Source organism: Serratia sp. CY81684, from assembly GCF_052166595.1.
GTDB classification, from domain to species: Bacteria; Pseudomonadota; Gammaproteobacteria; order Enterobacterales; family Enterobacteriaceae; genus Serratia; species Serratia nematodiphila.
Window position 1 is genome coordinate 1,389,251 of the sequence record NZ_JBJNOO010000001.1, and the last position, 21,011, is coordinate 1,410,261.

The 21,011-nt window shown below is 57.3% G+C and carries 18 protein-coding genes; 8 read left to right on the forward strand and 10 right to left on the reverse strand.

All coding sequences use genetic code 11. The features are described from left to right. Window positions 1-28 precede the first annotated feature (28 nt). The gene (locus ACJ8QF_RS06915) at window positions 29-925 is read left to right on the forward strand and encodes an aldo/keto reductase (RefSeq protein WP_004931312.1); all 897 of its coding nucleotides are present in this window, start codon (window positions 29-31) and stop codon (window positions 923-925) included. 59 nt (window positions 926-984) lie between these two features. Here ACJ8QF_RS06915 and ACJ8QF_RS06920 read toward each other — a convergent pair whose 3' ends face one another. Then, complete coding sequence (locus ACJ8QF_RS06920; RefSeq protein WP_265261498.1) at window positions 985-2,829, reverse strand: polyurethane esterase; 1,845 nt, start codon at window positions 2,827-2,829, stop codon at window positions 985-987. A gap of 242 nt (window positions 2,830-3,071) precedes the next feature. Between ACJ8QF_RS06920 and sodC the strand changes: the two genes are divergently transcribed. After that, window positions 3,072-3,593, forward strand: coding sequence for a superoxide dismutase family protein (sodC, locus tag ACJ8QF_RS06925; RefSeq protein WP_015377733.1), 522 nt, complete (start codon window positions 3,072-3,074; stop codon window positions 3,591-3,593). Here the strand turns inward: sodC and ACJ8QF_RS06930 are convergent, their stop codons facing one another. The 3 genes from ACJ8QF_RS06930 to ACJ8QF_RS06940 are packed head-to-tail and all read right to left on the reverse strand — an operon-like array spanning window position 3,594 to window position 6,731. Continuing rightward, window positions 3,594-5,624 carry an FUSC family protein gene (locus ACJ8QF_RS06930; protein WP_265261497.1) on the reverse strand — a complete coding sequence of 677 codons (2,031 nt, stop codon included), beginning with the start codon at window positions 5,622-5,624 and terminating at the stop codon, window positions 3,594-3,596. 3 nt (window positions 5,625-5,627) lie between these two features. Continuing rightward, complete coding sequence (locus ACJ8QF_RS06935) at window positions 5,628-6,491, reverse strand: efflux RND transporter periplasmic adaptor subunit (protein ID WP_004931305.1); 864 nt, start codon at window positions 6,489-6,491, stop codon at window positions 5,628-5,630. A gap of 3 nt (window positions 6,492-6,494) precedes the next feature. Beyond that, window positions 6,495-6,731: a DUF1656 domain-containing protein gene (locus ACJ8QF_RS06940; protein WP_004931303.1), complete on the reverse strand. Its 237-nt coding sequence runs from the start codon at window positions 6,729-6,731 to the stop codon at window positions 6,495-6,497. Between the two features lie 180 nt (window positions 6,732-6,911). Here ACJ8QF_RS06940 and slyA point away from each other — a divergent pair, with 180 nt between their 5' ends. Beyond that, window positions 6,912-7,343 carry a transcriptional regulator SlyA gene (gene slyA, locus ACJ8QF_RS06945; protein ID WP_004931301.1) on the forward strand — a complete coding sequence of 144 codons (432 nt, stop codon included), beginning with the start codon at window positions 6,912-6,914 and terminating at the stop codon, window positions 7,341-7,343. 92 nt (window positions 7,344-7,435) lie between these two features. Here the strand turns inward: slyA and ACJ8QF_RS06950 are convergent, their stop codons facing one another. Continuing rightward, window positions 7,436-7,900 (reverse strand): glycine zipper 2TM domain-containing protein, encoded by a 465-nt coding sequence (locus ACJ8QF_RS06950; RefSeq protein ID WP_004931299.1) that lies wholly within the window; start codon window positions 7,898-7,900, stop codon window positions 7,436-7,438. Window positions 7,901-8,259: 359 nt separating this feature from the next. On the opposite strand from ACJ8QF_RS06950, the gene anmK reads away from it, so the two are divergent. From anmK to tyrS, 4 genes are all read left to right on the forward strand, one after another. Then, window positions 8,260-9,381, forward strand: a complete 1,122-nt coding sequence (anmK, locus tag ACJ8QF_RS06955; protein WP_275095873.1) for an anhydro-N-acetylmuramic acid kinase — start codon at window positions 8,260-8,262, stop codon at window positions 9,379-9,381. A gap of 45 nt (window positions 9,382-9,426) precedes the next feature. Next, a complete protein-coding gene (locus tag ACJ8QF_RS06960) occupies window positions 9,427-9,729 on the forward strand; it encodes an MliC family protein (protein ID WP_004931294.1) in 303 nt (100 codons plus the stop codon). Window positions 9,730-9,818: 89 nt separating this feature from the next. Further along, a complete protein-coding gene (gene pdxH, locus ACJ8QF_RS06965; RefSeq protein ID WP_004931292.1) occupies window positions 9,819-10,472 on the forward strand; it encodes a pyridoxamine 5'-phosphate oxidase in 654 nt (217 codons plus the stop codon). Between the two features lie 138 nt (window positions 10,473-10,610). After that, window positions 10,611-11,885, forward strand: coding sequence for a tyrosine--tRNA ligase (tyrS, locus tag ACJ8QF_RS06970; protein ID WP_442537380.1), 1,275 nt, complete (start codon window positions 10,611-10,613; stop codon window positions 11,883-11,885). A 78-nt stretch (window positions 11,886-11,963) separates the two neighbouring features. Here the strand turns inward: tyrS and ACJ8QF_RS06975 are convergent, their stop codons facing one another. Together ACJ8QF_RS06975 and ACJ8QF_RS06980 are read right to left on the reverse strand one after the other, a co-directional pair. Continuing rightward, complete coding sequence (locus ACJ8QF_RS06975) at window positions 11,964-15,068, reverse strand: DUF4214 domain-containing protein (protein WP_442537381.1); 3,105 nt, start codon at window positions 15,066-15,068, stop codon at window positions 11,964-11,966. Window positions 15,069-15,207: 139 nt separating this feature from the next. Further along, window positions 15,208-17,562 (reverse strand): hypothetical protein, encoded by a 2,355-nt coding sequence (locus ACJ8QF_RS06980; RefSeq protein WP_442537382.1) that lies wholly within the window; start codon window positions 17,560-17,562, stop codon window positions 15,208-15,210. Window positions 17,563-17,867: 305 nt separating this feature from the next. On the opposite strand from ACJ8QF_RS06980, the gene pdxY reads away from it, so the two are divergent. After that, entirely contained in the window at window positions 17,868-18,728 is an 861-nt protein-coding gene (gene pdxY, locus ACJ8QF_RS06985; RefSeq protein WP_176326231.1) for a pyridoxal kinase PdxY, read from the forward strand. Window positions 18,729-18,767: 39 nt separating this feature from the next. Here pdxY and gstA read toward each other — a convergent pair whose 3' ends face one another. The 3 genes from gstA to ACJ8QF_RS07000 all read right to left on the reverse strand — a co-directional run bounded on the left by gstA (window position 18,768) and on the right by ACJ8QF_RS07000 (window position 20,970). Continuing rightward, the gene (gene gstA / locus ACJ8QF_RS06990; protein ID WP_004938367.1) at window positions 18,768-19,373 is read right to left on the reverse strand and encodes a glutathione transferase GstA; all 606 of its coding nucleotides are present in this window, start codon (window positions 19,371-19,373) and stop codon (window positions 18,768-18,770) included. Window positions 19,374-19,465: 92 nt separating this feature from the next. Beyond that, complete coding sequence (gene dapA / locus ACJ8QF_RS06995) at window positions 19,466-20,350, reverse strand: 4-hydroxy-tetrahydrodipicolinate synthase (protein WP_442537383.1); 885 nt, start codon at window positions 20,348-20,350, stop codon at window positions 19,466-19,468. Between the two features lie 356 nt (window positions 20,351-20,706). Next, a complete protein-coding gene (locus tag ACJ8QF_RS07000) occupies window positions 20,707-20,970 on the reverse strand; it encodes a DUF3811 domain-containing protein (protein WP_322194177.1) in 264 nt (87 codons plus the stop codon). Between the last annotated feature and the right edge of the window lie 41 nt (window positions 20,971-21,011).

The following is a 21,011-nucleotide window of genomic DNA, read 5'->3' on the forward strand; positions in this document are numbered from 1 at the left end:
TGACAACTAATGTCATGAGGTTTTCGCAATGGTAGAACGTATTCGTCTCGCGCCGCAGGGGCCTGAATTTTCCCGCATGATTTGCGGTTACTGGCGGTTGATGGAGTGGGGCATGTCACCGCAGCAGCTGCTGACGTTCATCGAACAGCATGTCGAACTGGGCGTCACCACCGCCGATCACGCCGATATCTACGGTGGCTATGCCTGCGAACAGGCGTTCGGCGACGCGCTGCGTCTGAAGCCGGCGCTACGCCAGTCGCTGGAATTGGTGACCAAGTGCGGCATCGCCACCACCGCCAAGCCCGGTAACCCGATTGGGCATTACATCACCGACCGCGATCATATCGTGCAGAGTGCGGAACAGTCACTGCGCCATCTGCATACCGATTACCTCGATCTGCTGCTGATCCACCGCCCGGATCCGTTGATGGACGCTGACGACGTAGCCGAAGCCTTCGTTGCGTTGCACAAAAGCGGCAAGGTGCGCCATTTCGGCGTATCCAACTTTACGCCCGCGCAGTTCCAACTGCTGCAGTCGCGTCTGCCGTTCACGCTGGCGACCAACCAGGTGGAGATCTCGCCGATTCACCAACCGGCCATTCTCGACGGCACGCTCGACCAGTGCCAGCAACTGCGCATCAAGCCGATGGCCTGGTCCTGCCTAGGCGGCGGGCGTTTGTTCAACGACGCCGAGTTTCAGCCGCTGCGCGACGAGTTGCAGCGGGTGGCGCAAGAGATCGGCGCGGAGACCATCGAGCAGGTGGTGTACGCCTGGGTGATGCGCCTGCCGTCGTCGCCGTTGCCAATCATCGGCTCCGGCAAGATTGAGCGGGTGCGTTCGGCGCTGAAGGCGCAGAAACTGGTGCTGAGCCGCCAGCAGTGGTTCCGCATTCGCAAGGCGGCGCTGGGGTATGACGTGCCTTAAGGCGGGCAGAAAGAGGAAAGCCGGGCGGCGAAAGCGCCCGGCTTTTTTTATGCCGATCTTTAGGCCAACACCACCTGATCGGTGCTGATGTGATCGAGCGAGACGCCGATCAGCGTGACCTGGCTGTGGCCGAAGGCCAGCACCAGATCGTCGTTTTGCTGCGTGGCGTAGTCGCGGATATTGCCGCTGGCGCCTTCGGTGCCGATAAACACCAGTTTATCGCTGGCGTTGAAGCCATACAGCTGGTCGCGGCCGAAATCGCCGCTGAACAGGAAGGTGTTGCCGTTGCCGACGCCCTTCAGGATGTCATCGCCGCTGCCGCCGACGAAGGTCAGGTTGCCGCCGGCGTGGCCGATCAGCGTGTCGTTGCCGGCGTTGCCGAACAACCAGGCGTCGTGGCTGCGAGCCTGCAGGACGTCATCGCCGTCGCCGCCGGTGGTGGCGGCGGCATAGGCTTTGAGGCCTGAGTCTGATTTCAATCCGGCGGCGGTTACCTGATGATCCACTTCTTTGTTGAAGATAAGCCAGGAGGTTTCTTTGCTGCGCAGGGTGCTGATGTCGTCCGCCAGCGTAATGCCGCCCTTGGCGTCGCGCAGGTAAAGCGTGTTGCCGTCGTAGGCGACCTCGGTATTCTTCAACGCCTGCTGGGTATCGAAGATATTGTGGCCTTTGCCGCCGGCGATCAGGTTATAGCCGCCGGCGTCGCGGAAGATATCGTCGCCGTCGCGGCCCTCGAGATAATCGTTGCCTTTGCCGCCCTTGATCAAATCATTGCCGTCGCTGCCGATGATAAACGTCGGCCCGCTGTGCGTTTCCGCGTTGCGGTTCAGGTCTTCCACCCAGGTATTGCCGCGCGTCACGTTCGACAGGTTGGAGACGATGATGGTCGAGTCTTTGTCGGTCAGCGAATAAAACTCGGAGTTCAGCACCCGCATCAGGCCATCCTGATAGAAGAACGGCAGGTGGGATAGCCAGGTCGGAATGTTGAGAATGGAGAACGGCAACAGATTCCAGGCGTCCGACGCGTAGTGATCGTTGAAGTTGACGATATTGTTGGTGGCGGAGGTATGCGGCGCATCGTGAACGCCCAATGACGGTAGGGTCAGCGAGGTGCCGTCGAGCGCGCGAAACACCGGATCGTTCTCATAGCCGATGTTGATCACTTTGCCGCCGGTTTCGTACTGGGTCGGCGAGGCGAAGGCGACATAGTTGGACTGCGCGTAGAAGCTGCCCCAGTTGGCGTCGCTCTGCGCCGCCATGCTGTTGACCGCCAGCCCGCCGAGGCTGTGGCCGCTGACCACCACGTCCTCGCCGCTCAGCCCGTGGGCCTGCGCGAATTTCGCCACGTCCCCCAGCAAGTTGCCGAACGCCTTCAGCGTGTAGCCGTCGGCGTAGCCTTTCGGCCCGAACCCGGCCAGCAGATCGTTAATCACATCGCCGATGGTATCGCCGATCAACGACTCGCGCGGGCCGCTGGTGCCGCGAAATGAGATGCCAATGGCGGTGAGATTGCCTTCGCTGTCATATTTGCCCAGCACCTCGGCCTGCGCGGTGGTGTAACCGGCGGTCTCGCCGTAGTAGGTGCCGCGCGCATCGGTTTTGCCGGCGTAACCCAACTGCGTGGCATCGATCACTGACCAGCCGGCATTGTTCACTGCGTCCTGCGCGGCCTGTTCGGAGTCGGGGTTCCAGGGGAGACCGGGCAGGCCGCCCTGCGACTGGGTGCTGCCGATGAGCGCCGTGATCAGCGTCAGCGGCAGACCGAGCCCGAAACCGGTCTGGTGATAGCCTTCATCGAAGCCGTTATCGATATTGTGGTAAGCGTAGGTAGAGATGGCCAAGGCGTCGGAAAACAGCGCCTTTGACGCGTTTTCGTCCAGATCCTTATAGCTAAAGATGCCCATATCAGTTCCTTATGAAGTATGCCGCCTGGCCGGGAAGTGAACTCTCGCGCGTCGGCGGTGGAAACAGGGGAAACAACGTTAGCCGAACGACAGCTGGTCAGAGGACCAACATCGGTAGAATTATTATTGGTGCTAAATATTAGGCCCGCGAATCAAATTGGCGAGATTGTGCGTTGGTTAACAGTGCTGGCGTTGGCTCTCCTATACTGATAACTCGATATAGTCATTAAGGAGACTGATTGATGAAACGTTATTGGTATGCGGCGCTTGGCCTGATGGCCTGCGGGGCCGCTCAGGCAGCGACGGTCGACGTTGAGATGAATTTGGTGACCGGGCAGGGTATCGGTCAGGATATCGGCAAAGTGGCCATCAGCGAAACGCCTTACGGCTTACTGTTCACGCCGAGCCTGAAAGCCTTGCCGGCCGGGGTGCACGGTTTCCATGTGCATGAGAAAGGCAGCTGCGAGCCGGGCATGAAGGACGGCAAGGCGGTGGCGGCGCTGGCGGCTGGCGGGCATTTTGATCCGCAAAAAACCGGGAAACACCTCGGACCCTATGCCGACGGGCATCTGGGCGATTTGCCGGCCATCTATGTGACCGCCGACGGCATGGCGAACGATCCGGTGTTGGCGCCACGGCTGAAAAAAATCAGCGAAATTGAGGGCAAGGCGCTGATGGTGCACGCCGGCGGCGATAACCACTCGGATCATCCACAGCCGCTCGGCGGCGGCGGTGCGCGCTTCGCCTGCGGCGTGATCAAGTGATCACCCGCCGCTAACGGCCGGTGCGGCGGCGGGCTGGCCCATCGCCTGTTGCAATTGCTGCAGCGAGCAGTAGAGCCGCCAAATCAGGCCGGCCAGATCGCGCGCCGCCTGTTCCGGGTGGTGCGCCAGGGCGTTGCTCATGCGCAGCAATTCCTGCAGCGTGGCGTCCAGCGAACTGTGCTGCACGCCTTTCTCCGTCATGATGCCGCGCAGGCAGTGGATACAGACGTTGCGCACCGCCGACAGCGGATCTGAGCGGGTTTGCCAGTCGCGCAGTTGCCAGACGATATGGCTGCAGTTGAGCAGCACCACGCCCCAGCGCAGTAACCAGGTGCGCGCCTCCTGATCCTGACTTTGATTGAGCTGGCTGATGCGATGGTAGATCAGCGATTCGAACTGGCTTTCGCTCTGCTGCGGCCGTTTGCTCAACTGATCGATAAAGTCGCGCCGCAGCGCGCGGATAATGCGGCGGCTTTTGCGTTTGTCCGAGCTGGGGCGCAGGATCTGAAACGCCAGCCCGGCCAGCAGCACGCCGACGACTTTAGCGATGTTGTCATTGATAAAGGACTGGTAGTCATAGCTCGGCGGATTGCTGACGGTCAGAAACGAGCCCATAAAGACGATCAGCTGCCCCCAAAGCGCGGCATAAGGCGGGTTCTGCAGCTTGAGCATCTGCATGGTCACCAGGATCGGGAACAGGAAGGCGCAGAACACCCAGAAATCGTCAATCTGGATCATCAAACCGAATTTCACCACGAAGCAGGCGACCGAGAGCAGCAGCACCGCCTTGAGCAAGGTGCTGACGCTGTTGATCGGCGAAGGCGTGGAGGAGTAGAGCACGCAGCTGATGGCGGTGAGCGTCAGCGCCGCGCTGCCGGCGTCCCATTGCGTGTTGATCCAGTAGGCGCAGCCGATCACGATGCACAAAAAGGTGCGCAGGCCGTTGTAGGCGGCTTCATAGCTGTCGGTATGGCGCGCCAGCGAAGTGGCGCGCGGCGGTTGGAGATCGCTGACCGCCGTGGCGCTTTCCAACCGCCGCAGCCAGCGGCTGCAGCGCAGGTAAAGCCAACAGAAATCGCGCAACCGCAGCCAGAAGGCGCGATGGCGATAGTCCGCGGGATCGCTTGGCGCGATCTGCTGGAGCAGGCGCGCCAAGCGATATTTATCGGTGGCGGGATCGCGCAGCTCGTCCAGTAGTTGCGTCAGCACCGGCATCAGATTGGCGGGGCGATCCGGCCAGTTCAGCAGCATGCGGCGCAGGCTGGAGATGACGCTGGTAATGCGCAGCTGCTGGTGCAGCAGATAGTTGAGCAGGTTATTTTGCCGCCGCAGCCGGTAGTGGCTCCAGAATGCCTGAATGCGCAGCAGGTTCATGGTCAGAATCTGGCCGATGACCCCTTCGTGCGAGGTGCGCATCTGTGCGGTGACCTCCGGCTGCCACAGCATGGCGGCGTGCTCCAGCAGGCGCAGCTGCATGCGCCGCAGCGAAGTCAGCAAGGCTTCGCCGTCGGAGGTGCTGGGCAGGATCATCATCATCAGCCCGCCGCACAGAATGCCGGTGATCACTTCGCAAACCCGCGCTTGGGCGATATCGAAGATCTGCTGGGTATCGGTGACGTTGACCGTGCCGAAGGCGATGATGGCGGCGGTATAGCCCGCCAGCGCGAAGGCATAAGAGACGTTGTTTTGGTAATGGTTGGAGACGTAGGTGCACAACCCGATCCAGGCGGCGATGAACAGCGTAAACAGCCAGGGATCGTTCAGGCAGTGCCCGGCGATCGCCACCGAGGCGGCGGCGCCCACCAGGCTGCCGAAGATGCGGCCGATGCTTTTGCTGATCACGCCGCCGATGGTGGGGAAGCTCACCACCGCGGCGGAGGTAAGCGCCCAATAGGGTTCGTCGAGTTCGAGCACGAACGCCACCCACAGCGCCAGACACATCGCCAGCGAGTTGCGCAGCGCATAGCGCCATTGGCCGCCGGTCGCCTTACCCCAGGGGGTACGGCTCCACTCCAGAAAGGGCAGGTTCACACTTTAGTTCCGCTGATGAATCGAAATGGTGCAGGTGGTGCCGGCGACCAGCGTCAAATCGGCGGGCACGTTGAGCAATTTTATCCGCACCGGCACACGCTGAGCCAAACGCACCCAAGGCACATTAGGCTTAACGTCCATTAATAGATCGTTGCTGCTGTCGACGCTCTGATCGTAAATGGCGCGGCCGATACTCTCTACTTCTCCCTGCAGCGGGGTGTTGCCGTTATATAAGACAATATCGGCTTTATTGCCTTCTTTTATATGTTTCAGCTTGGTTTCTTCGAAATAACCGAGTACATAAAACGAATGGACATCCACCAGCGCGACCAAAGGCGTGCCGGCGTTGGCGTAGTTCCCGACCCGCGCCTGCAGATTGGTGATATAACCGTCGGTCGGCGCGTAAATTTTAGTTTTGCTCAAATTCCATTTGGCCTGTTCCAGGTTGGCCAGGGCGGCTTTATAGGCGGCCTTCATTGCTTGGGCGGCTAAATTGGACTCATCCAAATCTTCAGCGGAAATAACGTTGCGCGGCAAACCGCGGCGGCGGGCAGCCTCGTGGTCTGCTTTGGCCAGATCCGATTGCGCTTTTGCCACCGCGGCCTCGGCATTGTCCAGCGCGATCTGGTAGGGCACCGGGTCGAGGGTAAAAATCAGACTTCCCGCAGGTACGAACTGATTGTCATTCGCGCTTATTTTCTCTAATCTTCCAGAGACTTCAGGGGTGATATTGACGAGTTCGGCGCGCACTTTTCCATCACGGGTCCATGGGGATTGCATATAATAATTCCAGAGCCACCAACCGGCGCAGACGGCAATGGCGCAGACGATCACCGTAGAGAAGTATTTTAATGTTTTATGCTGCATGGGTTACCAACTCGCTAAAATCCATAAGGAACCGCTGACGGTCAGAACGAAAATGGACAGGTCCATCAACATGGGATGCCAGATTTCACCGGAATACATCCAGTCTCTCAGCAGTTGATGAATCAGCAGCCATAAGACCAGTCCTAGTAAAAAAGCTTTAAATATAGGTGGAAAATAAAGCGATGCCCCCAGGACCAAATCGGGTAAGGGGGATGAGGTGTGTAACCATGATGTATTCACATTAACAATCCCTAAGGGTGAATATGTTGAATATTTGCATAACGATTAAACGATAACGGCCGAAAATAGTGGCTATTTCCACAATATACATTATATACATTTGTGTTTTTAATGTGAGTTACCCAAAATAGTCTAAACTCTGGGAGGTAATGTTAGCATGCTAATTATAAGGAGGGGGAAGTGGAGTCAACATTAGGTTCAGATTTAGCACGATTAGTTCGTGTTTGGCGCGCGCTCATCGATCATCGGCTCAAGCCGTTGGAGCTGACCCAAACGCACTGGGTCACTTTGCACAATATCAATCGTTTGCCGCCGGAGCAGTCGCAAATCCAGTTGGCCAAGGCGATCGGTATCGAGCAACCGTCACTGGTTCGCACGCTGGACCAATTGGAGGAGAAGGGGCTGATCACGCGTCACACCTGTGCCAACGATCGCCGCGCGAAGCGCATCAAGCTGACCGAAGCGGCCGATCCGATCATCAGGGAAGTGGACAGCGTGATCACGTCGACACGCAGTGAGATTTTAAGCGGCATTACCGCCGACGAAGTGCATCTGTTGGTAGGGCTGATTGGCAAGTTAGAACAAAATATCACCGAACTGCAGAACAAATAATAATATTCTTATTTTCTACGATTACAGTTTCACAGCATCAGAAATAAAACCGGAGGCGATTGCCTCCGGTTTGCCGTTTGTCGCCGACTGACTTACAGCGGGGAAACGGTGATGGTGTCGCCCATGCGCGCCATGCGCACACGCTGGCCAGGGCTGAACTTGCTGTCGCCCGCTTTCTGTACCACCACGATGTTCTCTTTCTGGTCGGTCTTGATTTCCAGCTCGTAGCCGGAGGTACGACCGGCCACTTCACCGATGCTGTTACCTGCCGCGCCGCCGGCAATAGCGCCCGCCGCGGTAGCCAGCGTACGACCGGTGCCGCCGCCAACGGTGTTGCCCAACAGCCCGCCAATCACCGCGCCGCCGATCATCCCCATGGCGTTGGAGCCTTCGCCGCCCTGAATTTTAACCGGACGCACGGAAACCAGCGTCCCGTAGGTGACGGTCTGTACCTGCTTGGCCTGCGAGGACGAGTAGACATCGCCGGACATGGATTCATTGGCACAGCCGGCCAGCGTAACGGCGGCGACGGCGACGACGAGAAGACGCTTGATCATATAAAACTCCTGATGGTAGTAGTCCATAGCCTGGCAATGCTCACCAGGCAAGATTCAGTGAAAATGATAGACAAAGTATGGCTGAAAGTTGACACACCGCCATGCTTCATCGCTGCATGCAGCTTAACTTTTCTCTGTTCAACCAATAATAAACCGCGGTTTACCTTTATGACAGCCTTGGTGACATTCCGTCGCCTGTTATGGCACGGTTTAACACATAGCCCGTGCCACAGCGGCGCCAGAAGGCATCTGGCTCACGGTGCGTAAAAAAAGCATCATAATTCATGGCGTTAATCCGGCAATTCTGGTTTATTTGTCAGGACAAATTTTGCTTACCGCGCGGGTTAGAGGATGTTGCTATGAAGTCAGGCCGCTATATAGGCGTCATGTCCGGCACCAGTCTGGACGGAATCGATGTGGTATTGGCCGCGATCGACGATCGCATGGTGGCGCAGCAGGCCAGCTATAGCCATCCGATGCCGATGGCGTTGAAAAAAGAGATCCTGGGGATGTGCCAGGGGCAGCAAACTACGTTGGCCGCCGTCGGCCGGCTGGATGCGCAGTTGGGTACGCTGTTCGGCGAGGCGGTGCTCGGCCTGCTGAAGCAAACCGGCATCGACGCGGAGCAGGTCACCGCCATCGGTTGCCACGGCCAGACGGTGTGGCACGAGCCGGAAGGCGACGCGCGTTTCTCCATGCAGCTCGGCGATAACAACCGCATCGCCGCGCTGACCAATATCACCACCGTCGGCGATTTCCGCCGGCGCGACATGGCGTACGGCGGGCAGGGCGCCCCGCTGGTGCCGGCGTTTCATCAGGCGCTGCTGGGGCATCCCGTCGAGCGGCGCATGGTGCTAAACGTCGGCGGCATCGCCAACCTTTCTCTGCTGTTGCCCGGTACGGCGGTACGCGGTTTCGATACCGGGCCGGGCAACATGCTGATGGACGCCTGGGTGTGGCGCCACCGCGCGCAGCCTTACGATCAGGACGGCGGCTGGGCGATGCAGGGGCGAGTCTGCTTGCCGTTGTTGCAGCAGATGCTGGCGGATCCGTACTTCGCGCAGCCGGCGCCGAAAAGCACCGGCCGCGAGTATTTCAATATCGCTTGGCTGGAGCGGCAGCTGGCCGGATTGCCGGCGATGGCGCCGGTCGACGTTCAGGCCACGCTCACGGAACTGACCGCCGTCAGCATCAGCGAACAGGTGCAGCTGGCCGGCGGGTGCGAGCGTCTGTTGGTGTGCGGCGGCGGGGCGCGCAACACGCTGCTGATGGCGCGTTTGTCGGCGCTGCTGCCGGGCACGGAAGTTGGGCTGACCGACGATTTCGGCGTCAGCGGTGACGACATGGAGGCGTTGGCCTTTGCCTGGCTGGCCTTCCGTACGCTGTCCGGCCAGGCCGGCAACCTGCCTTCGGTAACCGGCGCCAGCCGTGAAACGGTGCTGGGTGGGATTTATCCGGTTTTGCCATTGGGGGGCAGTTAGCTCTGTTAGGATAGCCTGTGAAGGATTTTTCTAAGGAGCAACAGCATGAAAAAAGTCATTTTCGTCGCCGGCGCACTGGCGCTGTCCGGCTGCAGTTACATCCTGCCGCAGAGCAGCCAGACGATGCACTATCAGTGTGGCACTACGCCGCTGACGGTGGCGCTCGACGGCAAGGCGAGTGAAGTCAGCCTGCTGATGGATGGTGAGCAGCTGCATCTTAAGCAGGTGCTGGCGCTGACCGGCGCCAAATACAGCGACGGCAAATACACTTTTTGGTCGAAAGACCGTAACGCCTATCTTGAGCGCAACGGCAAGGTAGTCATGAGCGACTGCGTGTTGACGGAGTGAGGGTTGACGGCGGCGTCGGAGCGATTGAGTTCCTGACGCCGCAGGCGCAGAATGTAACGACGGATTTTTTCAGTTGGTCGATAACCCAGATGATTGAAAAGAATGAGTTTGATGTTGCGGACCTGCGCCGTGAATACACCCGGGGCGGCCTGCGCCGCAACGATCTGACCGCCAGCCCGCTCGAACTGTTCGAGCGTTGGTTGAAACAGGCCTGCGACGCGCGCCTGGCGGATCCCACCGCCATGTGCGTCGCGACCGTCGACGAACACGGCCAGCCTTATCAACGCATCGTGCTGCTGAAGCATTTCGATGAGCAGGGGCTGGTGTTCTACACCAACCTCGGCAGCCGCAAGGCGCAACAGCTGGCGCACAACCCGCATATCAGCCTGCTGTTCCCCTGGCACATGCTCGATCGCCAGGTGATTTTCCTCGGCCAGGCGGAGCGTCTGTCGACGCTCGACGTGCTGAAGTATTTCAACAGCCGGCCGAAGGACAGCCAGATCGGCGCCTGGGTCTCGCAGCAATCGTCGCGCATTTCCGCGCGCGGCGTGCTGGAAAGTAAATTCCTCGAGCTGAAGCAGAAGTTCCAGCAGGGCGAGGTGCCGTTGCCGAGTTTCTGGGGCGGATTCCGCGTGAAATTCGACTCCGTCGAGTTCTGGCAGGGTGGCGCCCATCGCCTGCATGACCGTTTCCTGTATCAGCGGGACGGGAATGACTGGAAAATTGACCGACTGGCACCCTGAAGGCGGAAAATCCTCTCTAAGCGCTGGTGCTGATGCCGCCGGCGCTTTATTCTATGCGCTACCCTGAATTTTTATTTCGCCACTGGGCGAAAGGCCGTGTACCGGCAAAGGTGCATTCGTTTATACATGGAGTCATTGATGGCAAGCAGCAACTTGATTAAACAACTGCAAGAGCGGGGCCTCGTTGCCCAGGTTACGGATGAGGAAGCGTTAGCGGAGCGACTGGCGCAAGGGCCAATTGCACTGTATTGCGGTTTCGATCCGACCGCTGACAGCTTGCATTTGGGCCATCTGGTTCCTCTGTTGTGCCTGAAGCGCTTCCAGCTGGCCGGCCACAAGCCGGTAGCGCTGGTGGGCGGCGCCACCGGCCTCATCGGCGATCCGAGCTTCAAAGCGGCGGAGCGCAAGCTGAACACCACCGATACGGTGAACGAGTGGGTGGAGAAGATCCGCAAACAGGTTTCCCCGTTCCTCGATTTCGACTGCGGCAGCAACAGCGCTATCGCGGCCAACAACTACGACTGGTTCGGCGGCATGAACGTGCTGACCTTCCTGCGTGATATCGGCAAGCACTTCTCCGTCAACCAGATGATTAACAAGGAAGCGGTTAAGCAGCGCCTGAATCGCGACGACTCCGGCATCTCCTTCACCGAGTTCTCCTACAACCTGCTGCAGGGCTTCGATTTCTCCGAACTGTACAACCGCCACCAGGTGGAGCTGCAGATCGGCGGTTCCGATCAGTGGGGCAACATCACCTCGGGTATCGATCTGACGCGTCGTCAGCATCAGAAGCAGGTGTTCGGCCTGACCGTGCCGTTGATCACCAAGGCAGACGGCACCAAGTTCGGTAAAACCGAAGGCGGCGCGGTCTGGCTGGCGCCGGAAAAAACCAGCCCGTACAAGTTCTACCAGTTCTGGATCAACACCGCAGATGCCGACGTTTACCGCTTCCTGAAGTTCTTCACCTTCATGAGCCTGGAAGACATCAACGCGCTGGAAGAAGAAGACAAGAACAGCGGCAAGGCGCCGCGCGCCCAGTACGTGCTGGCGGAAGAAGTGACCGGCATGGTGCACGGTGCGGAAGGCCTGGCGGCCGCCAAGCGCATCACCCAGAGCCTGTTCTCCGGCGCGCTGCACGACATGACCGAAGCGGACTTCGCCCAGCTGGCGCAGGACGGCATGCCGACCATCAAACTGGGCCGCGACGCCGATCTGCAGCAGGCGCTGGTGAATGCCGAGCTGGTACCGTCACGCGGCCAGGCGCGCACCATGATCGGCTCCAACGCGGTAACCATCAACGGCGAGAAGCAGTCCGATGCCGAATACCGCTTCAGCGATTCAGACCGTCTGTTCGGCCGCTACACGCTGCTGCGCCGCGGCAAAAAGCATTACTGCCTGGTGGATTGGCAGTAAACGTCAGTCAGTCTATATGACATGAAAAGCCCGGGGGAGCTCCCCCGGGCTTTTTTTATCGCATGGCGCGGATGACGATCAGGCAAACGCCTCCGGCAGCGAGTTTTCGGCCGCAACACCGTTCACGGTGACAGCGGGCGAGTGGTAGTGCAGAGAGACGGCAGCCAGATAGGGATCCTGATTGCCGATCGAGAAAACGACATCATCGGCGTCAAAGCTGTGATTATGATTGCTATCCACGATGACATAGAGCGATTTGTCCAACTTTAGCAATCCGACTTCCGCCAGGTTATTGGTGCTGGCGCCGTTCGTTATTTTCGCCAGTACCTGTGAGAACAGCGCTTGGGGATTGTCCGTCGCATTCAGGCCACTGAACGCATTTTGTAACTCAGTTTGGGTGGTGGCGCTGCCGTACAAGGTTGCGGTCTTGTCTCCTGTCTTGGAGAAAACCCATGGGTTGTCGGTTTCTCCCACGGAGATGACGCTGTTGGCATAGCCGGTATTGAGCGTGACCATATTGTCTATTTTGCTATCGGTAAAATGTAACGTACCGGCGCTATCCAACGTCGTGTTGCCCTTAACGTCGGCTTTATAGACGGTCAATCCGGTGCGGTCGACCGTTAACTGGTCGCCGGCAAGTTCGGCAATGACATGGGCGAAATCGTCTTTATTGGCCAGCGTGTTTAGCGTGTTGTAGAAAGCGCCGCCGCCGGTGCCGCCTTTTTCTGCGACGAGGAACAGCTTCATGTCGGAGTAATAACGGCGTTCATCGGTAAATTCGCTGCCTATGATGGTTTTCAGGTTATCACTAAAATCTGCGGCAACGGTCAGATTAAGCACCAGCGGCTTATCGCCTGTGTACATATAGCCGCTCAGCATCAACGTGCTAATCGAGTTGTCCCCGCCGCTCAGGGTCAACGTGCGATTTTGCACAATGTCGAGATTGCTGCCCATACGGATTTCGAGCGTTTCTTTATGGTTCGATGTAAAGCTGAAAGTACCCATATTGAGGTTGGTTACCGTATGGCTAGCCGTATCGGTAAAGAACAATTTAAAACTGTCGTCGCTATGTGCCGTATCGCTGATGTGGATACGGCTTTTCGCGGTCAAGTCGCCGCCGAGGGTAAACTGTCCGCTGCTGACGTTGAGCAGCGTTAAATCTCCGGAGTAGGCCGTAATTATCCCTCCAGCCAACCCCGTAGCGTTTTGCGAAGCATTGGGTTGCGCCATTTCGCCTTGTTTTAGCGAGTTGATGTTACCGTAAATCGGGTGGGAGACGGTGGCTTCTTGCGTGAACAACCCAAAGTCAAATACCTTGTTGCCTTCGGTAGCGACCCGCTGCCCGTTAAGATAAATCTCTCCGGTACCGCGATAGTGGGTCAAATCTACATAGTTGAAGTATAGGAACTGATTAACGTTATTTGTAATTTCAGCGTCATAGCCGCCGCCGGCGCTGGCCGTCAGGTGGACGACCTTGGTGAAAAAATTGGCTGAGACACTATAGTAAGATGTCTCGGGATCGCTATTAATCGCCGTCGCTTTGAAATCACTGCTGACCCTATTGCCGCTGTCGGCGGTGGCATTGCCTTGCCAGACAAGCTGATGCTTCCCGGCGGCCAGATTGATTTGCGCGGCTGCCGTCGTCATCTCGAGCCGGTCGGCGACGACGGTGCTGTTCTTAACGTTGGAAAAGTTAATCCCTTCGGGGGCGTTCAGCAGGTTGCCCTCGCTAAGAAAAAGGGTGACATTCAGGTTTCTCAGCGATTGAAGCATTGCTTCACTGGTGGCGAAGTCGCCCTGCAGCGTGACTTTTTGCAACGATTTGGCAAAGCTGAGATCGACCGCGGAGCCGATCTCGGCGTTAAGGGTGATCTCGCGCAGCTGGCTGATTTCCGCATGGCTTAACGCGTGTTGCTTACCGGTATTCAGGCTGCCGTTGAGGGCGCCGTCGGCATTCGACATCGTGACGTTGCCGCGGATCTGGTATCCCAGCTCGCTGCCAATTTTGTATTCGAGATTGACGAGTTGCTCGTGACTTGGGCTGACTCCACCCTCCAGCGGCGCTTCCCCGCTGCGGAACGCATGCAAAATATTCAGCGTCGCCTGCAGCGGATTATTGCCGGCTTTGAGCAAAATTGCCTGTTTTTGCAGTTCGCTCAGCGCCGGGCCGTAATACAGTTCGTGATAAATCCTGGCGAAGTCTGCGGCATCTTTGAAGGGGGGGGATTTAGCCAGAATGGTCAGCAGATCGAGCTCGGAGTTCCCCGCGGCGAGGAATTTGCTGTAACTGTCCAGTCCGGTTGATTCCAGCGTGGCCTTTTTCCCCAGTTGCAGAAAGAGCAGCGCCACGCTTTCCTGATAGTTGGCCGCAGCCATCTCACCCGCAGCGTAGACATGGGTAGCATTAAGAAAAGCCTGTTTGGCTGCGGCATGTGTTGTGTCGTTGCGAATATCGGCGATCAGACGCATGATGACATCGCCTCGAGTTTCGGTGTGATTATTCAACCCGGTGACATAATTGGCAAGCTCGCTTGCGCCAGCATCAACGCCGAAGGTATTTTTATAGACGGTTTTGACGAAGTCTTCATTACTTAACGTGGTCAACGCGCTACGCGTATCGACGAAACGGCCGGCGATATAGCTGGCGTCAGCTTTTCCTGTCGCCAGCACCTGGCTCCAATAATTGACGCCTTCCGCCACCGCGAGGCTGCCTACGATGTAAAACAGGGCTTGAATATCGGCTGCCGCTTCAGCATTCGCGGGATAGGGGGACAAAGCGGGGTGTAAGGTTGTATCAATAATATCAAACAAATGCTGTTGCTGTGCGACCGGTGCCGCAGTATCACCCATATAGCTCTTCACGCCGGCGATAAGATCCTTGGTAATCAGCCCCAGCGTTTTTCCTGCATTGGTTTGCGCGACCAGCGTGGCCAGCAAATCGGGTGTTGGATCGGCGCCTGTCGTATTTTTATAGATGTATTGAATTTTTTGCGACGTTGTCAGGCCGTCATAGCGATGATGCCCATCCTGAGACTGGATGAATTTTTCGGCCAGCTGATCTCTGCTGTACTGCCCCGATTCCAGCTGGCGGGCAAAGAAGTTTAATGCGGCGCTATCGGCTTTTTTACCGAGTGTGGCATAAAAAAGGATGGCTACATCCTGTTGTGACGATAATAAACTCATGTTAACCCCTGTGTTGACAAAAAATAAGCATCAACAAGTACAGTCCAAATCCACATGATTGCAATGCGGTTGAGCCTAAGGAAATTCTGTATTTTTCGCGAATGCGGCCGCCGTTTGAGGCGACCGCACCCGCAGAGAGTTAGACCAAACTTAGCTCTGTGACGGATGGGGTGGGAGTGCCGGCAAGATCAATAGTCGGCGCCCGATAATGAAGGTTTGCTGCAATCTCATAAATATCTTTATCTCCCAAGGAGAATACAATGTCCTCAGCGTCAAATTGCTTATTGTGATTATTATCAATGATAATGTATGCGTTGGTTGCCAACTTGAACACGCCTACGCTTTGCAGATTATTTTCACTGCCGCCATGGGTTATTTTTGATAGCGCCTGAGCAAATATATCTTGCGCCGTGCTGTCGTCTGCGACGGTTAATGAATCAAACAGGGTATTGATGTCGGCCATTTGCGTCAGGCTGCCATAAAGCACGATATTGCCGGATTTTTCGCTGTCGAACAGCCACTGTTGATCCCGAACACCAACGGTAAGCGTGTCGGTCGGCGTGAGAGTGTTAATCGTGACCATGCTGTCGATCGTGCTTTGTTCAAAGTTGATTTTGTTGTGGTGCGCGTATTGATTGGCCATCGCCAGTTTATTCAGCGTGGTATTGCCTTTGATAGTCAGGGTCTGAGTATTGGTGTACTGGATGTTGATCTGTTCGCCGGCCAGTGCGCCGATAATACCGCCATAGGCGCTCGGGTCGCTCAGTGCGGATAGCAGTTTATAAAACTCGCCGCCGCCGCTGCCGGCCTTATCCAGCTTCAGATCGGTTTCAACGCGCGGGATCCCTTCATTCATGGGATCGAAAATGGGTTCAATAACAATATGTTTCAAGCTGTCGCTAAAGTCAGCTTTTACCGTCACTTCCAGCTTTCCTATGCCGCTGATGTTGATCTTGGAAATATTGTTGCCGGCTCCTTCCAGCGCCACCGAGGCGAGTTTCGAACCATTGGCATACAGCCGCAGCTCTTCTTGCGGCCGTGCGCCAATGAAATGGCTGGCGAAACTGAGCGTTCCTGCGTCCAGGCGTTCGATGGCGCTATTTCCGATGCTTACCCCCCAAGGGCCAAATAACGTCGAGGGAGGCGTAACCGGCGCCAGTTCCAGGTGAAGCTTGCTTTGCGCACCGGCATCGCCGTTGATGGTGAGAAAAGGCAGCGTGTCGAAGACGGGAAGATTGATGATATGTACATTATCGGCGAAACCGGAAAGCGTAAGTCCTTGACTTCCCGTCCAGTAATAACCGTCACCACTTTTTACAGCATGGGGCGCCTGCTGTAAGTGGGTGACGTCTGTATAATGGTCGTTATAAATACTGGCCGTTTGATTGATTACGCCATAATCGAATACGTTGGCGCCTTCTGTCGCGATCAATTTGCCATCCAGATAAATGTTTCCGGTACCGCGATAACCTGCCAGATCGATCTGAGGAAAGAATTGGAACTGGTTAACATTGGTTTTGATTATTCCTTCAATACTGCCGCTTGCCGTTGTGGTCAGATAGATATCCTTTAAGATCAGGTTGGCGGAAATAACGCCATCCGCATCAAAATAGTTCTGTGCGGTGAACGTCGTGCTGACAATATTGGCGCTATGATTCACGCCATTGCCACTCAAAAATAGACTGGCACCACCGATGCCAAAAAGAATTTCCATTTTGGCATTGGCGAGATCGAACTTATCGGAAATCACCACCACATCCCGTTCGGTACCAAATGTAATCTTGTCTACCGTTTTGAAGTAAGGGTTATCATCCAGATTAAGCCGCAAAGCGAATCCCTTATTTTTTAGCGAGTTCAGGGCGGTGGTATCGGTTGGCGCACTCCCTTGCAAGGTCACCTCTTTCAACTGGGGCGAATGGCTAAAATCAACGGCGGCCGAGGCATTCACATTAAGAAAGACGTGCGTCAGAGCGGCCAATTCCTCAGGACTCAACGAATGCTGACTGCCGGTGTTCACCGAGCCGCTCAATATGCCGTCGGCGGAGAGCGACAATTCGGCGATAGGCGTGTAATTCAGCGGTTGAGCGATCTTGAGTTGATAGGCGGCGACATCCGTCGAATGAGGCTCACGAGCGCCGTCGAGTGGGAGCATCTCCTTGCAGAATGACACGATGCTGCTTTGGTATCGACCGTGGCCAGCATTCTGTAGCAAGGCCAGGGAGACGTCCTGGCTCAGATTTTCGTGATACAGCGAAGCGTAGATTTTTTCGTTGTTGTCAGCCCGCAGGAAGTGGCGGGCGCTGGCCAGTAGCTTAAACTGCTCGACGGAAGGTGTCCCGCTGGCGAGCGAACGGCCAAAGGTATCGAGAGCGGCCGCGTCGGCGAAGGCACCTGACTCACTTTGGCTATCAGCGCTTTTCTCAAGCTGTTTAGCTAAATAAGTCAAGGTATTGGCATCGGCCTTCTTTCCCCATTGAAGTTTCAGTAAGCTCATGAAATATATCCTCTGGATACGCTGAAGTGATAGTGAATGAATAGACAATTACAGTTCATAAGGGCCGAAATGCAATGTTAGGTCAGTCTGAGGATGGCCTGATTTTTCCGGCTGTCACTGCCTTGTCGGTCGGTTCTCGGCTTTTTTTGGATCGGACTTTTCGCTACAATATGCCGCCGTCGAAAGCATAAAAATTCCTCTCATTTCTTGTTTTTAACAGCGCCGGCATGACGTTTTCGCGTTGTGCACCCATTATCATTTCGCCGCGGGCTGATGCACACGGCATGGCGAGGTCAGTTGTTCCGATGAAAAACATTCTTTCTATCCAGTCGCACGTGGTGTTTGGTCACGCCGGCAACAGTGCGGCTGAATTTCCGATGCGCCGTATGGGCGCCAACGTCTGGCCGCTGAACACGGTACAGTTCTCCAACCATACGCAATACGGCCAGTGGACCGGCTGCGTCATGCCGGCCAATCACCTGACCGAGATCGCGCAGGGCATCGCCAATATCGATCAACTGAAGCGCTGTGATGCGGTGTTGAGTGGCTATATCGGTTCGCCGGAGCAGGGCGACCATATTCTGGAGATCGTGCGCCAGGTTAAGCAGGCGAACCCGAATGCCTGGTATTTCTGCGATCCGGTGATGGGACATCCGGAAAAAGGCTGCATCGTGGCGCCGGGCGTGGCCGAGTTTCACTGCCGCCAGGCGTTGCCGTGCAGCGACATGATGGCGCCGAACCTGCTGGAGTTGGAGATGCTGAGCCAGATGGCCGTCGCCAACGTGGCCGATGCGGTGCAGGCCGCCCGCGCGCTGATCGCCAAAGGGCCGCGGCTGGTGCTGGTCAAGCATCTGGCCCGGGCCGGCTATCACGCCGACTGTTTTGAAATGCTGCTGGTGACGGCGGAGGAGGCCTGGCACATCAGCCGGCCGCTGGTGGACTTCGGCGCGCGTCAACCGGTCGGCGTCGGCGATTTGACCAGTGGTCTGCTGCTGGTGGATCTGCTGAAGGGCGAGGCGCTGGATAAAGCGCTGGAGCACGTGACCGCCGCCGTGTATGAGGTGATGCTGACCACGCAGGCGATGGGCGAGTACGAACTGCAGGTAGTGGCGGCACAGGATCGGATCGTGCAACCGCGCAGCGAGTTCAAAGCGGTAAAACTGTAAGTGCAACGGGCCCCGGCGATAGCCACCGGGGCCGAATGTTTACTTCAATCCTTCGGCGTTCAGCGCCGCATCCACCGCCGGGCGCGCCGCAACGCGATCGAACCAGGCCGCCAGATGGGCGTGTTTGCGCACGTCGAACTGCAGGGCGAACGCCCAACGCAACACGGTGAACAGATAGGCGTCGGCCACGCTGAAACGGTTTCCCAACAGGAAGTGCTGCTTCGCCAGCACCGAATCCAGATAGCTGAACTGTTGCTCCAGCCTGGCGCGCGCGATGGTTTTGTATTCCTCGGGCGTTTTCGGGTTGAACAGCGGGCTGAATCCTTTGTGCAGCTCGGTGGCAATGTAGTTCAGCCATTCGATCGCGTGGTAGCGCGACAGGGTGCCCGCCGCCGGGATTAGGTTGCGATCCGGCACACGGTCCGCCAGATATTGCACGATCGCCACGCCTTCGGTCAGCAGGCTGCCGTCATCCAGCAGCAGCGCCGGGACCTGTCCCTTGGGGTTGATGGCGAGGTAATCGGCGCCGCTCTCGGTTTTCTTCTGCGCCAGATCGACCTTCTCCGCCGTAAAATCCAGCCCTGCCTCACGCAACACGATATGCGGGGACAGCGAACAGGCGCCGGCTTTATAGAACAGTTTCATCGGAAGCTCCTTGTTGATGACGAATGACGGGCATGCTTAACCTCTCATCGTAGTCCCATAGCACCAAAATTACAGCGGCTTAGCTAACAAATTTAACCGACGATCGCCTCGGCGGGTTGCAGCTGCGCCAGCGTCGCGGCGATCTGCTGCTGCAGCGCCGGTGGCGCCACTTGCATCGGCGAGCGCAGTTCGTTGGCGATCAGCCCCTGCTGGGCCAGCACCGTCTTGACCGGCGCCGGATTCGGGAAGCTGAACATCTGGTGGATCATCGGCAGCAGCTCGTAGAAGTTGCTGCGCGCCGCAGCCAGATCGCCGGCGGCGACCTGCTGCACCAGCTGGACGAAACGTTTCGGGTGAACATGCGCGGCGGCGGAGATGGCGCCGGTGCCACCGAGGCACAGCGTGGTGAGGATCAGATTGTCTTCCCCGGTCATCACATCGATTTCGCCATCGGCGATCAGCGCCATGGTGGTGTCAGGGTTGCCGCCGCAGTCCTTGATGGCGGTGATGCGCGGATGGCGTGCGAGCCGGCGCAGCGTGGCCAGCTCCATGGCGATGCCGGTGCGCTGCGGGATGTTGTACAGGATCACCGGAACGGTGGAGGCGTCGGCCAACTGGGTAAAATAGTCGATCAGGCCGCATTGCGAAGGGCGGATGTAGTAAGGCGCCGGGATCAGCACGCCGGCGATGTCGCGCAGCTGAATGGCCTGCTGCATCTGCAGCGTGGCGGCCATGTTATTGCCGGAAAGGCCCATCACCACCTGGCGTGCAGGCGCCACTTCCAATACGGCGTCGAGCACTGCCAGCTGTTCTTGTTTGCTCAGCGCGGCGGCTTCACCGGTGGAGCCGCAGACCACCAGACCATCGATGCCGGCGTCGAGCAGGTGCCGCGCCAGGCGTTGCACCGCCGGCAGGTCGACGGCGTCGTGATTGAAAGGGGTAACCATCGCCACCCAAATACCCGAAAATGAGGCCATAAAATATTCCTTCTGTGTGACCGACAGAGAAGCCAGATGAGAAAATTGAAGGCGGGGCGTTGCGTGCCATCCAGTCAGCTCATCTGACGGGACAGCGCGCCCCGGTCAAATGAGCGTCTGTTTCTTCGATGTAACCGCCGCCAAACCGCCAAGGGGCAACGCAGGCGTCATCAGAAAATCAGCGTTGCGTGGGTAGGCCATGGCAGTCTCGCGAAAAGGGGAAGTGGGGTGATAATGAATATTCTTCATCAGGCTGTCAATTTACAACAGATTGATAACATTGTTATTCATGATTCGCCGGTGAGGATGAGTTTGGCTAATAAATAAAAATCCCCGCCGCGGCGGGGAGGGTTGGCTCAGCGCGGCGGGCGGGAGCCGATGGTGGCAGACCAACTGAAAGTGTCGCTGCTTGGCCGGTAGCGGTTGGCTTTGCGTTCTGCACGCTCCGCCTTGGCGAGTTTCGCTCTGGCGGCCATGATGCGCGCCACCACTTCATCCTTGACCTTGTGCTGTTCGGCGTTGGTCAGCGGCCTGCCATGGCTTTTACGCGCCTTGTCCAATTCGGTTTTCACTTCCCGCTGTTCGCTTTCCGTCATCTCTTTCAACGTCAACTTTTTCATCTGTGCCGCCCGTTCGGTGAAGTTGACTTACAGTTTAGCGG

Coding starts and splice junctions, on each gene's coding strand:
- ACJ8QF_RS06915 (WP_004931312.1), top strand. CDS start 29: ATGGTAGAACGTATTCGTCTCGCGCCGCAGGGGCCTGAATTTTCCCGC.
- ACJ8QF_RS06920 (WP_265261498.1), bottom strand. CDS start 2,829: ATGGGCATCTTTAGCTATAAGGATCTGGACGAAAACGCGTCAAAGGCG.
- sodC (WP_015377733.1), top strand. CDS start 3,072: ATGAAACGTTATTGGTATGCGGCGCTTGGCCTGATGGCCTGCGGGGCC.
- ACJ8QF_RS06935 (WP_004931305.1), bottom strand. CDS start 6,491: ATGCAGCATAAAACATTAAAATACTTCTCTACGGTGATCGTCTGCGCC.
- ACJ8QF_RS06950 (WP_004931299.1), bottom strand. CDS start 7,900: ATGATCAAGCGTCTTCTCGTCGTCGCCGTCGCCGCCGTTACGCTGGCC.
- anmK (WP_275095873.1), top strand. CDS start 8,260: ATGAAGTCAGGCCGCTATATAGGCGTCATGTCCGGCACCAGTCTGGAC.
- ACJ8QF_RS06960 (WP_004931294.1), top strand. CDS start 9,427: ATGAAAAAAGTCATTTTCGTCGCCGGCGCACTGGCGCTGTCCGGCTGC.
- pdxH (WP_004931292.1), top strand. CDS start 9,819: ATGATTGAAAAGAATGAGTTTGATGTTGCGGACCTGCGCCGTGAATAC.
- tyrS (WP_442537380.1), top strand. CDS start 10,611: ATGGCAAGCAGCAACTTGATTAAACAACTGCAAGAGCGGGGCCTCGTT.
- ACJ8QF_RS06975 (WP_442537381.1), bottom strand. CDS start 15,068: ATGAGTTTATTATCGTCACAACAGGATGTAGCCATCCTTTTTTATGCC.
- ACJ8QF_RS06980 (WP_442537382.1), bottom strand. CDS start 17,562: ATGAGCTTACTGAAACTTCAATGGGGAAAGAAGGCCGATGCCAATACC.
- pdxY (WP_176326231.1), top strand. CDS start 17,868: ATGAAAAACATTCTTTCTATCCAGTCGCACGTGGTGTTTGGTCACGCC.
- gstA (WP_004938367.1), bottom strand. CDS start 19,373: ATGAAACTGTTCTATAAAGCCGGCGCCTGTTCGCTGTCCCCGCATATC.
- dapA (WP_442537383.1), bottom strand. CDS start 20,350: ATGGCCTCATTTTCGGGTATTTGGGTGGCGATGGTTACCCCTTTCAAT.
- ACJ8QF_RS07000 (WP_322194177.1), bottom strand. CDS start 20,970: ATGAAAAAGTTGACGTTGAAAGAGATGACGGAAAGCGAACAGCGGGAA.